This is a genomic window from Micromonospora sp. HM134 (genome assembly GCF_007833915.1).
Classification (GTDB): Bacteria; Actinomycetota; Actinomycetes; order Mycobacteriales; family Micromonosporaceae; genus Micromonospora; species Micromonospora wenchangensis.
Genome location: NZ_CP041061.1, coordinates 7,511,701 through 7,523,656 on the forward strand (window position 1 = coordinate 7,511,701; position 11,956 = coordinate 7,523,656).

Annotated in this window: 12 protein-coding genes; 6 read left to right on the forward strand and 6 right to left on the reverse strand. The window is 70.9% G+C overall.

Translation table 11 applies throughout. The annotated features are described in order from the left end of the window. Positions 1-7 precede the first annotated feature (7 nt). From FJK98_RS32775 to FJK98_RS32785, 3 genes are all read left to right on the forward strand, one after another. Positions 8-640, forward strand: a complete 633-nt coding sequence (locus FJK98_RS32775) for a phosphoribosyltransferase (RefSeq protein ID WP_145923133.1) — start codon at positions 8-10, stop codon at positions 638-640. Between the two features lie 29 nt (positions 641-669). Continuing rightward, positions 670-1,095, forward strand: coding sequence for a zf-TFIIB domain-containing protein (locus FJK98_RS32780; protein WP_145922446.1), 426 nt, complete (start codon positions 670-672; stop codon positions 1,093-1,095). 130 nt (positions 1,096-1,225) lie between these two features. Then, entirely contained in the window at positions 1,226-1,909 is a 684-nt protein-coding gene (locus tag FJK98_RS32785) for a maleylpyruvate isomerase N-terminal domain-containing protein (RefSeq protein ID WP_145922447.1), read from the forward strand. Between the two features lie 25 nt (positions 1,910-1,934). Here the strand turns inward: FJK98_RS32785 and FJK98_RS32790 are convergent, their stop codons facing one another. Both FJK98_RS32790 and dnaB read right to left on the reverse strand, forming a co-directional pair. Next, positions 1,935-2,648 carry a hypothetical protein gene (locus FJK98_RS32790; RefSeq protein ID WP_145922448.1) on the reverse strand — a complete coding sequence of 238 codons (714 nt, stop codon included), beginning with the start codon at positions 2,646-2,648 and terminating at the stop codon, positions 1,935-1,937. 212 nt (positions 2,649-2,860) lie between these two features. Next, positions 2,861-5,188, reverse strand: coding sequence for a replicative DNA helicase (gene dnaB, locus FJK98_RS32795; RefSeq protein WP_205789334.1), 2,328 nt, complete (start codon positions 5,186-5,188; stop codon positions 2,861-2,863). A gap of 388 nt (positions 5,189-5,576) precedes the next feature. On the opposite strand from dnaB, the gene FJK98_RS32800 reads away from it, so the two are divergent. Next, entirely contained in the window at positions 5,577-7,232 is a 1,656-nt protein-coding gene (locus FJK98_RS32800) for a hypothetical protein (protein WP_145922449.1), read from the forward strand. Between the two features lie 252 nt (positions 7,233-7,484). Beyond that, the gene (locus FJK98_RS34490) at positions 7,485-8,819 is read left to right on the forward strand and encodes a transposase (protein ID WP_240762089.1); all 1,335 of its coding nucleotides are present in this window, start codon (positions 7,485-7,487) and stop codon (positions 8,817-8,819) included. Positions 8,820-8,955: 136 nt separating this feature from the next. Here FJK98_RS34490 and rplI read toward each other — a convergent pair whose 3' ends face one another. The 4 genes from rplI to rpsF form a co-directional block, all read right to left on the reverse strand. Continuing rightward, positions 8,956-9,402, reverse strand: coding sequence for a 50S ribosomal protein L9 (gene rplI, locus FJK98_RS32810; protein ID WP_088643629.1), 447 nt, complete (start codon positions 9,400-9,402; stop codon positions 8,956-8,958). Between the two features lie 14 nt (positions 9,403-9,416). Further along, complete coding sequence (gene rpsR / locus FJK98_RS32815) at positions 9,417-9,656, reverse strand: 30S ribosomal protein S18 (RefSeq protein ID WP_007073789.1); 240 nt, start codon at positions 9,654-9,656, stop codon at positions 9,417-9,419. Positions 9,657-9,697: 41 nt separating this feature from the next. Beyond that, positions 9,698-10,234 (reverse strand): single-stranded DNA-binding protein, encoded by a 537-nt coding sequence (locus FJK98_RS32820; protein ID WP_194822166.1) that lies wholly within the window; start codon positions 10,232-10,234, stop codon positions 9,698-9,700. A gap of 78 nt (positions 10,235-10,312) precedes the next feature. After that, positions 10,313-10,603, reverse strand: coding sequence for a 30S ribosomal protein S6 (gene rpsF, locus FJK98_RS32825; RefSeq protein ID WP_088643630.1), 291 nt, complete (start codon positions 10,601-10,603; stop codon positions 10,313-10,315). Between the two features lie 527 nt (positions 10,604-11,130). On the opposite strand from rpsF, the gene FJK98_RS32830 reads away from it, so the two are divergent. Continuing rightward, a complete protein-coding gene (locus FJK98_RS32830; protein ID WP_145922450.1) occupies positions 11,131-11,913 on the forward strand; it encodes a deoxyribonuclease IV in 783 nt (260 codons plus the stop codon). The last annotated feature ends 43 nt before the right edge of the window (positions 11,914-11,956 follow it).

Consider the following 11,956-nt stretch of genomic DNA (forward strand, 5'->3'; position numbering starts at 1 on the left):
TGAGGACATGAGCAGCTACCGCGACCGCGCCGACGCCGGCCGGCGACTCGCCGAACGGCTCACCGCGCTGGCCGGTCAGCCCGACGTCGTCGTGCTGGGCCTGGTACGCGGCGGGGTGCCCGTGGCCCGGGTCGTCGCCGACCGGCTCGGCGTACCGCTCGACGTGCTGGTGGTCCGCAAGCTCGGTCTGCCCCGGGCACCCGAGGTGGCCTTCGGCGCGCTCGGCCCCGGCGGCGTCCGGGTCCTCAACGACCAGGTCGCCGCCCCGCTCGACCCGGCCGACCGCGCCGAGGTGCAACGCCGTGAACAGATCGAACTCGACCGCCGGGAGGCCCGTTACCGGCACGGTCGACCCCCGCTCGACCTGACCGGACGTACCGCCCTGATCGTCGACGACGGGCTGGCCACCGGTGCGACCGCCCGCGCCGCCGTGCAGGTCGCCCGGCGGCTCGGCGCCCGACGGGTCGTGGTCGCGGTGCCGGTCGGCGCGCAGCAGGCGTACGAGATGCTCGCCGCCGAAGCCGACGAGGTGGTCTGCCCGCAGCACCCGGTCGACTTCACCGCGGTCAGCGCCTACTACGACGACTTCCACGAGGTCGACGACGACGAGGTGACCTCGGCGCTGATCGCCACCGCCTGAATGCTGCGCCGACCGGGTACCGTCGAACGATGCAGCTCACCTGTCCCAAGTGTCGCGGAGATATGCGCCAGTACGAGCGCAGCGGAGTCGTCATCGACCAGTGCGGCGAGTGCCGGGGAATCTTCCTGGACCGCGGCGAACTCGAAAAGCTGTTCGAGGCCGAGGCGAACTGGAACCGGCAGCGCAGTGCGGCCGCACCCGGTCAGCCCGGAGCCGTCCCCGGTCAGCAGCACGTCCAGGTGCCGGGCGGGTATCCACCCCCGCCCCCGCCGCCGCCCGCCCCGAGCCACCAGCCGGGCTACGGTGCCGTGCCGCCGCCCCCGCCCCCGCCGGGTTACCCGCCGCAGCCCGCGTACGGCGGCCACGGTGGCTACGGCCACCCGCAGCACCACGGCTACCACGGCCACTACAAGCGCAAGAAGCACAAGGGTTTCCTCGACGAGATGTTCGGCTGACCGGTTCCGTCGACGGCCGGGCCGGGCCCTCCCGCGCCCGGCCCGGTCCCGCCGCCGCCCGCCCGGGGTTCCGGCCGGCGGGTTCCGGGTCCGGATGCCGGGCCGCGCCGGGCGTGCGACGCTGCACGGCATGACGTTCGTCCGGCAGCACACCGCGTTGGCGCAGGCCTACGACGGCATCACCCGGGTGGTCGCCGACCTCGACGACGACGCCCTGCAACGCCCCACCCGGTGTCGCGGCTGGGTCGTCGCCGACCTGCTCTTCCACCTGCTCGGCGACGCCCAGCGGGCGCTGGTCACCCTGGCCGGCCCCGCCGACGGCCCGGCCGACACCGACGACGTCAGCTACTGGCGGTCGTTCCCGGCGGGTGGCGATCCCGACGCCGCGGCCCGGCACGCGTGGTGGGTCCGCCGCTCGGCCGCCGCCTTCGACCGGCCCACCGGCGTGGTCCGGATCTGGGCCGACACCGCCCCAGCCGCCGTACGCGCGGCGGGGGCCGCCGACCCGCAGGGCCACGTCACCACCCAGGGGCACGTGCTGCGGGTGCCCGACTTCCTGGCCACGCTGACCACCGAGGCCGTCGTGCACCACCTCGATCTGGTGCACGACCTGCCCGCCGCGCCGCCGCCCGGTCCGCTGGCCGTCGCGGTCGCGGTCGCCACGATGGACGGCCTGCTCAGCGACGACACCGTCCGGCCCGCCGACTGGGACGACCTGACGTACCTGGGCAGGGCCACCGGTCGGGAGCCGCTGACCGACCGGGACCGGGTGGCGCTGGGCGAGGCCGCCGGCTGGTTCCCGCTGCTCGGCTGACCTCGGCGCGCACGGAATTAACGCGCTATCGCTGCCGGACGATCATCCGTGCGGCAATTTCCGCCTTCCGCGCCAGCGCCGGTTCGGCGTTAAGGTAGAGCAGGGAGGCTATCCTCTCAGCCGGCCCGCAGGTGGTTCCGACAGCGCAGATGCTCTTGTGTGGACGCACCGACAGACCCCTGATGCCGTTCCTTTCGAGGAAAGCAACGAATGCGGTCATGACATGCCGCCTTCCGACCACCTTGAACTGAGCGAAAGTCCGACCACTCGGGGCTGCCCTTTTGTAGATCCCCAGCGAGCCGTCACCATCGACGACACCACGCCAGAAGTCGCGCGAGACAACCAACCGCTCGTCGATGGAATCACCGTACCTACCCAATTCAATGAGCCGGTCCGCCAAGCTCCGCGACCGCACGGAGAACTGGCACGAACCTTGGGTCGGATTTGTTTGGGAGATGCTGTTACCACAGCCCAGGTAATCCCGCAGCGCGACCAACTGCCCTCGGTCTCGCTCAGCCAGTCCTATCGATATCTGCGGTATGTGACCTGGCCGGTAGCTGACGCATCCGTCAGCGAACAGAAATCCGATCCAGTAGCAAGCATCAGGCGTCAGGCTGTCGAAGGCCTCGTGCCGCAGGCCCTGTGAGACTGAGGGAATCTTGATTCCTCGACGGGAGATCAGGCCGCGGACAGCCGGAACCGTGACACTGAAATCGGTGGCGATCTGTCCGAGATCCACTCCGTCGAGAAATCGGTTTATCACTTCCTCCCGCTGCGCGTCCGTCAGCTTCCCAGTTCGACGTGCAGGTACGCCACAACGACGGAGCATCCCCCGGATCGCCTGCCTTGTCACCCCATGACGTACGGCGATACTCGTGATGCTCTCCCCGCTCTCCGCACGCGCGACCACGTCTCGTCGTCGCTCCGCCGCGAGTTGCGTCCCGACATCGGTCACCCGATGGCCATATCGACGAATCGAGAGAGATGGAGCTGCGCCGCGACCGTTATGCTGTCGGTCGGACCATTTCTGTGCTTGGCAATTATGAAGTCCGCCTCCCCGGCGCGCGGCGACTCCTTGTCGTAGTAGTCGTCGCGGTGCAACAGGATGACGACGTCAGCATCTTGCTCGATCGAGCCAGATTCGCGCAAATCGGACAATTGGGGTCGCTTGTCGGTGCGTTGCTCCGGGCCACGGTTGAGCTGGCTCACCGCGATCACCGGGCACTCGACCTCCTTGGCCAGCAGCTTCAGGCCACGGGACAGGTCCGCGACCTCCTGCTGACGGCTCTCGGTGCGCTTCGGTGAGGTCATCAGCTGGAGGTAGTCGACGACGATCATCTTGAGGTCGTGCTTCTGCTTGAGCCGCCGCGCCTTCGCCCGGATCTCCATCAGGTTCATGCTCGGGGTGTCGTCCACGAACAGCGGCGCCTCGCTGATCTCACCCATGCAGCGGGCCAGCTTGGTCCAGTCGTCGTCGGAGAGCTGCCCGCTGCGCAGCACGTGCAGCGGAACCCGCGCCTCGGCCGAGAGGAGCCGCATGACGATCTCGACCTTGCTCATTTCCAGCGAGAAGATGGCGGCGGCCTGGTTGGCCCGGATCGCCGCGTTGCGGGCGAAGTCCATGCTGGCCGTGCTGTTGTGGGTGGGGATCATCGACCGGCCGGCCAGGTAGAGGTGGTCCGGGTTGTCGACGGTCACGCACCGCACCGGCACGCTCGCCACCGGCCGGACGTCCACCACGTACCGGACGCCCGGGTCGGTGCGCGGGCGGACGGCCTCGGCGGACGCCCTGGGTTCCCGGCGGAAGACGGCGTCCGGGGTGGCGAAGGCGACCGTGTACGTCGTCCCGGTCCGACCCTGCGCCGGCCGCTCGGTCAGCGTGCACCGGTAGCCGAGACCCACCACGAGTTCGCGCACGTCGCCGGCCAGCCGCCGCGAGGTCGAGGTGTACCGGTGCTCGCCGGTCGGGGTGAGGGTGCCGGCGGTGTCCATCAGCCCGGCGAGCAGCGCCCGACGTTGCGCCTCGGAGCCGCGCAGGTAGTCGCGGGGGATGTGCTTGTCCGCGAGGACACCGATCTCCCGCAGCGTCGCCAGGAAGGACCCGGCCAGGTGCCCCGGGTCGGCCCGGCCGTCGCCGAGCCAGCCACCCAGGCCGTACGGGGGGATGGGCACCGCCCGCTCGGGCAGTTGCAGGGGGGCGCAGGTGGCGACGGCGTGCCGGGGTCGTCCCCCGGGCCCGGTACGCAGCGTCGCCGCGATCTGCTCCGTGGTGCGCACAGCCTCGCCGTCGCCGGCCTCGGCAGCGCCCTGAGCTGCGCCTACCGGTGCACGGGTGCGCGTCCGGGTGGTGGTCCGCCACAGGTGCTCGGCGTCGGCGACGATCACGCTGCCGTCGGAGAACTCGACCTCGTAGCAGGGTCGCCCGTGCCGCACGGCGAAGGCGGCGGTGACCGTGGTCGGTGTGCCGTCCGCGGCGAGCAGCCGGTCACCGACCGCGACCTCACCCATGGTGGTCCAGCCGTCGGGGGTGGGCAGCGGCGTGTCGAGCGCCAGCGCCTTACCGAGACCGGGACGGCCGGCCACGATGATGAGCTGACCCGGGTGCAGGCCGTTGAGCAGCCGGTCCAGGTCGGTGAAGCCGGTCGGCACCCCGGTCATCACGCCGCCCTGCGCGCCGACCGCCTCGATCTCGTCCAGGGTGGGCTGGAGCATGTCGGCGAGCACCGCGAAGTCCTCGCTGACCCGCCGTTCGGTGATCTCGTAGACCGCCTGCTGGGCCAGGTCGACGACGTCGTCGACGTCCCGGCTGCCACCGGCGGCGGTGCCGTAGCCGAGCTGCACGATCCGGGTGCCCGCCTCGACCAGGCGGCGCAGCACGGCGCGTTCGCCGACGATCCGGGCGTAGTAGGAGGCGTTCGCCGCGGTCGGCACGGCCGCCATGCAGGTGTGCAGGTAGGGGGCACCGCCGACGCGGGCGAGGTCGCCGGAGTCGGCGAGGGCCGCCGCGACGGTGATGCCGTCGGCCGGCTCACCGCGACCGTAGATGTCGAGGATCGCGTCGAAGATGGTGGCGTGGACGGGCCGGTAGAAGTCGGTGGACTTGAGGATCTCGACGACGTCGGCGATCGCGTCCTTGGAGAGCAGCATGCCGCCGAGGACGCACTGCTCGGCGGCGACGTCCTGTGGTGGGGTCTTGTCGAACTGGCCGTCGCGGGGCGGCGGGGCGGACGACTGCCCCGCGACCCGGGGCTCCGCCCGCATGTCGTCGGTGATCGACACGGTTCCCCCTCCACAGCGTCGCGGTTGCCCCGGCGGTACGCCGGCGGTGACACCGTCCGGTCAGGTCGATCGGGGGGCCATCGCGCGACCGGTCGGTGCCCCACGATACGGACCCCGAGGTCAGACCCTCAACCGGCGCGGTGGACGAGCCTCGGGACAACCTGTGGACGCGCGTGGACAACCATGTGCGCAGCGTGTGCACAGCCTGTGGAAAACTGTGGGGGAATTCTGAGCCCCAGCGCTGTGAGCTGCTAGTTCACTATCCACACCCTGTGGACGAATATTTTCCGGTAAGGCTCTTGGGTCGGTCTTCCCGTACTATCTCTGCGAAACGGCTACACCTGGACAGCGGATTGCACTTTCGGTTGAGAAGGGTCACGCTCCGGCCGTGAGTTACCGGGACTGGGAGCGCGGGGAGGGCAGCCCGCGCGCGCGTCAGCCGATCGCCCCGTGGGACGACCTCGGCGACCCGGTTCCGTCGGATTCATACTCCTCGACGGACCGCTACCGTACGCCGAGTCGGCGTCGGGCGGTCGAGCGTGGCCAGCAGGAACCTGTCGACGCCTACCTGCCGCGCTGGGCGGTCGAGTCGGGCATCGCGCACGCCGACGGCCGGGGCCGGCACGCCGCCCCGGACGACGACGAGGACGACACCCGCCGGGCCACCGGGGTGGGCCGGCGGGCGGCCCGGCGGCGGCGGGAGAGCGAACGCCGGGAGGCACGGGCGATCGGCGCGGGCCCCGGGTCCGACGACCACACCCGGGAGTGGACCTTCGACCGTCCCCAGCAGGAGCAGGGGTACGTCGGGAGCCGGCGGGCGGACGCCGACGAGGGTGAGCCGGTTTCCGGGGCGGCCCCGACGGCCCGTCCGCGCCGGGCGTCGTCCCGCCGTCCGGAGGTGATCTGGTCCGGCGGTGACGATTCCGACCTGCCCGTGGAGGCCGTGCCCGAGCAGCCGCCCCGCCGTCGGCGACGCAACACCGACGAGTCGTGGGCCCGGCCCCTGACCGACCCGGCGAGCCGCCCGGCGGCCGACCCGTGGAGCCGGTCGGCCGAGCCGGAACCGGAGTACCGCCCGGCGGTGGACCCGTGGGACGCCTCCGGCGTGCACGGCTGGCAGAGTCCCGCCACCGACGACCGGTGGGACCGCCTCGGCGGGTCGTCGCGGTGGGGGCAGAGCGACAGCACCGGCCAGTGGGACCGGTTCACCGACACCGCCCAGTGGGACCGGACGGACGTCGGCCGGTGGGGTCCGGTGACCACGGACCGTGACGGGTGGGACGGCCGGGACCCGGGCCGGGTCGACCGCCCGGGCCGCGACGACGTCGGCCCGTGGGACCGGGGTGGGATCGACCGGCGGGACGCGGGCGACGTGGACCGGTGGGAGCGGTCGGTGCCGCCCCGGTCGTCGCAGCCGGTCACCGGTGAGGGTTGGCCGTGGGGTGAGCAGCCGGAGGGTTTCTGGTCGGGTACCCGCCTGGCGGGCGACGATCCCCGCTGGATGGACCCGCCGACCTCGGCGCCCCGGTCGCCGGTGGTGGGTTACACCGCGCCGCGCCCCCGGGCGGCCCCTCGCCGTCGGGCCGAGCCGGTGTCCGGGCGGGCGGCGGCGCCGTCCTCGCTGCGGGAGCGGATCGGCTCGGTGGGTGCCGGCTCGTGGAACCGTCGCCTGGAGGACGATCTGCTCGACCCGGACCCGGGTGGTCCGCTGCGTCCGTTGGTCTACACCGCAGCCTGTTACCTGGTGCCGGCGGTGTTGGTGTTCCTGTGGCTGTTGACCCTGGACGGTCAGCCGCCGGCCGGTTGTGTCACCGACATCAGCGGTGGCGGGTGCGAGCCGCCCCGGGCGCACGCGCTGGGTTCGCTGGTCGCGGGTGGTCCCCGGTTCGGCCTGTCGTTGCTGAGCAGTCTGGTGGTGGCGGTGCTGTTGCGCCGGGTCGGGACGACCTGGCGGCCGGCGACGGTGGCGCTGGCGGCGGCGGTGGTCGGTGGTGGCCTGTCCACCGTGATGATCAGCGCGATCACCGGTCAGCCGATCGGCTGACCGGCGTACGACAGCCGGCCCGGCCGGTGTGCGACGTCCTCGTGGGAAGTGCGTAGTGGCCCGCACCGGATGCCGGTGCGGGCCACTACTCGTGTTTTGACCATCGGGGGGATTTTCGGTGGTCGAGGTCTAGCGGATTGGGGAGGACCCTGTTCATGATCTGAGTTCTCACGCAAAGATCATCAATGAACAGGGTCCTCGATGAGCAGGGTAGCGGTCGCCGGTACCGGTCATGGTGAGCCGGGCAGGATCTTGTTGGATTCATGGCGGCGGGAGTTGTACGAGGGCGTCCTGACCGCACGGTCGCGGACGTTGTTCGCCCTGGTCGACGAGCTCGCCGCCGATCAGGGCCGGTGTGGGTGCCCGGCGCATCTGTCGCTGGGCACGGTCACCGGGCATGCCGCGGCCTATCGGGCGTTACGCGACGGCGAGGTCGACACCGGCCGGGCGTTACGGGCGGCATGCCGGATCGCCCGGACCTGCGGTCTGCCGCGGATATACGCCGTCGACACCACCGCCTGGCCACGGCCGAACGCAGCCACCAGCCCGGACCGGCAGCCGCAGTACACCCCCGGCGGACCCCGCGGATCGGCGCTGATCAAAACCGGGTGGCGGTATCAGCACGTCGTCCGGTTGACCCTGACCCCGGACTCGTGGGTCGTCCCGGTCCTGACCGACCGGGTCGCCTCCGACGAGGACCTGGCAGAGGTCACTGTGCAGCACATCACGCGGGTCTGCGCGGGTGACGGCGCGACCAGGGCCGACCCGTCACTGTTCCTGCTGGACTCCGGCTACCCCGCGGCCCGGATCACCCATCTGCTACGCGACCGTGGGACTCCCGCGGACGTCCTGGTCAGGCTGGCGACCTCACAGACCATGTGGACCCGACCCGAACGCCGGGCCGCTCACCCCCTGGGCGGTCGCCCCCGACGACACGGGTTCCGGCTGGCCCTGCGCGAACCCGACCTCACCCCGGACGCCGGCGTCAGCGGCCCGATCGACATCTACGGCACCGTCACCGTCCGGGCATGGCACCAGGTCCACCCCAAACTCACCCGCGCCAGCCGCGGATTCACCGGCCAGGCCACCCTGCCGATCGTCGAGGGCACCGTCCTCCTCGCCCGGGTCCAGCACCTACGCCCCAGCCGCCGCGCCGGCGACCTCGCGCTCTGGTACTCCGGCACCCGCCGCGACCTGCTCACCCTGGTCATGACCTACCTGGCCCGCTTCGACATCGAACACTACTTCCGCTACCTGAAGACCACCGCCCACGCCGGTGACTTCCACCCCCAGCAACCCGGCACCCTGACCACCTGGCTACGCCTGCACGCCTACGCCTACCTGCACCTGTTCTGCACCCGCAACCACATCACCCACCACCGGCTGCCCTGGGAACCCACCGCCACCACCAGCCCGACCCCCGGTCAGACCCGCCGCCAGGTTTCACCCGCTCTGCGCAACGCCTGGCACCCACCAGGCCACCCGAAACCCGGACACCCCGGCCCCGGCCGACCCGCCGGCCGACGCCGTAAACGCCGAACCCGCCACCCAGTGATCCGCAAGAACGTCGTCCACAAGGGCAAATGACAGCCCTAACCCCGCCACCACCAACACCCACACACCGCGCTACCAAACCACCCTGCCCACAAACGGTCAAAACACGAGTAGTGGCCCGCACCGGATGCCGGTGCGGGCCACTACGGATGTTGCCTGGTGCTTGAGGTCAGCCCTGGACGACGTTGAGGTCGAACGTGGCGGACACCTCGGGGTGCAGCTTGATCTTCACCGGGTAGGAGCCGGTCGACTTGATGTGACCGGGCATCTCCAGCCGACGACGGTCGAGGACCGGGCCACCGGCCGCCTTGACGGCGTCGATGACCTCGGCCGGGGTGACCGAGCCGAAGAGCCGACCGCCGTCACCGGCGCGGACCTTCAGGCTGACCTTGAGACCTTCGAGCTGGCCCTTGACCTCGTTGGCGTGGCCGAGGTCGCGGATCTCCCGGGCCGAGCGGGCCCGCTTGATGACCGTGACCTGCTTCTCCGCACCCTTGGTCCAGCTGATCGCGAAGCCCTGCGGCAGCAGGTAGTTACGGCCGTAGCCGTTCTTGACCTCGACGATGTCGCCGGGGGCACCAAGACCGGAAACTTCCTGGGTCAGGATGATCTTCATGTCGGTGCCTCCTCTCAGCGGGCCGTGGCGGTGTACGGCAGAAGCGCCATCTCGCGGGCGTTCTTGACCGCACGGGCGATCTGCCGCTGCTGCTGGGAGGTGACCCCGGTCACCCGCCGAGCGCGGATCTTGCCGCGGTCGGAGATGAACTTGCGCAGCAGCGCGGTGTCCTTGTAATCGATATAGGTGATCCCGTCCTTGTCGAGCGGGTTCACCTTCTTCTTCGGCTTGCGAAGTGCCGCAGCCTTGGCCATTGCACGTGCTCCTGGTTTGCGATCGCGGGCGCTCGGCGCCATTAGAACGGAGGCTCCTCGTCGAAGTTGCCGCCCGAACCACCGCGGGAGGAGGGGGCCGGAGCAGCAGACGCCCAGGGGTCGTCGAAGTTGCCTCCGCCGCCGCCCTGGTTGCCACCGCCACCGGAGCCGAAGCCACCACCGCCGCCACCGGAGCGCGACATCTTCTGCACCTTCGCCGTGGCGTAGCGCAGCGACGGGCCGATCTCGTCGACCTCAAGCTCGATGACGGTGCGCTTCTCGCCCTCGCGGGTCTCGTACGACCGCTGGCGCAGCCGTCCCGAGACGATCACGCGGGCGCCGCGCTGGAGCGACTCGGCGACGTGCTCCGCCGCCTGCCGCCACACGGTGCAGGCCAGGAAGAGCGGCTCGCCGTCCTTCCATTCGTTGGTGGTCCTGTCCATGAACCGGGGCGTCGAAGCGACCCGGAACTTGGCGACCGCCGCACCGGACGGGGTGAACCGCAACTCGGGGTCATCGGTCAGATTGCCGATGACCGTGATGGTGGTGTCTCCTGCCATGACCATCTCCTCGCGCACTCATCGTTGCGTCGTACAGGTTCTCAGAACCGTGCGACATCTCCGATGAGGCTGATCCGGGCGAACCGGGTTGAATGCTTAGCGCATCTCCGGCCGGATGACCTTGGTGCGCAGCACGGACTCGTTCAGCCGCAGCTGGCGGTCGAGTTCGGCCACCGCCTCCGGCGTCGCCTGAAGGTCGACGACGGCGTAGATGCCCTCGGCCTTCTTGTTGATCTCGTACGCGAGGCGCCGGCGGCCCCACACGTCGGTCTTCTCCACCGAGCCACCCGCGGTCCGGATCACGTTCAGGTACGTGTCGAGCGACGGGGCGACGGTGCGCTCCTCGAGACTGGGATCGAGGATCACCATGACTTCGTAGTGACGCAAGACGTGCTCACCTCCTGTGGGCTAGGCGGCCACGGTCCTTCCGTGGCAGGAGGTCGTGCGTCGTGCCCGCCCCACGCCGGGGGAACCCGGCCGGACGCGGACAACCGGACCAGGATACCCGGTCCCGACGATCACCCCCGGGCAGGTCGACCCGGGCGGTCGACGCAGGGGCGGGCGGAGACGACAGGGGCCCGCCGCGACACCCGAAGGCCGACGGCGGACCCCTGTCCACGGGGCCGCGGGGCGTCCCGTCCGCATTCCTTGGGTGGGACCTGGGGAGGAACGACCACACCGATGAGGTTGGATCGAGGACACCCCGCGGAGCTTCATCCTGTTGTTATCTGACGATACAACGGCGATCGTCACGTGATAGCCGAATTGAAACTATTCGTCCGGCTGTTCCACTCCCCTCAACGATCGCCGGCCCCGACCGGTGACGCCGCACGCCCCGCGCGGGGGCGGACGGGCGCGACTTGCCCACGACCGTCACCCCTCGCACGTCGGGGGCGGGACGTAGGCTCGCCTGCATGCGTATCGGAGCCCACGTCGACCAGGCCGACCCGTTGGCGGAGGCGGCCACCCGCGCCGCCGAGGCGGTGCAGTTCTTCCTCTCCGACCCGCAGGGCTGGAAGGCCCCGAAACCCCGGGAGGACGCCGACCGGCTGCGCGCCGCCGAGGTGGACATCTACGTCCACGCCCCGTACGTCATCAACGTGGCCACCCTCAACAACCGCATCCGCATCCCCAGCCGCAAGCTCCTGCTGGGCCACGCCACCGCGGCGGCGCAGCTCGACGCCCGGGGGCTGATCGTGCACGGCGGCCACGTCAACGCCGGTGACGACCTCGCCGTCGGCTTCGACAACTGGCGCAAGACCTTCGCGTACGCCGCCGACGCCGGTGGCTTCCCCGTCCCGGTCCTGATCGAGAACACCGCCGGTGGCGACAACGCCTGCGCCCGACGGCTCGACGCGCTGGCCCGGCTCTGGGACGCCCTCGGTGACTACGAGGTGGGCTTCTGTCTCGACACCTGCCACGCGTACGCCGGTGGCGAGGAACTGCTCGACCTGGTCGACCGGGTCAAGGCGATCACCGGCCGGATCGACCTGGTGCACGCGAACAACTCCAAGGGCGGGTTCAACTCCGGGCAGGACCGGCACGACAACCTCGACGGCGGCACCATCGACCCGGAGCTGTTGGTGGCGGTGATCCGGGCGGCCGACGCACCGGTCATCGTGGAGACCCCCGGCGGGGCGACGGGCCAGGGCGCGGACATCACCTTCCTCCGCGAGCAGCTCGGCACGGGGAACTGAACTCCGATGACCACCAACGCGACGGGCGGCAGCCAGCCCCCAC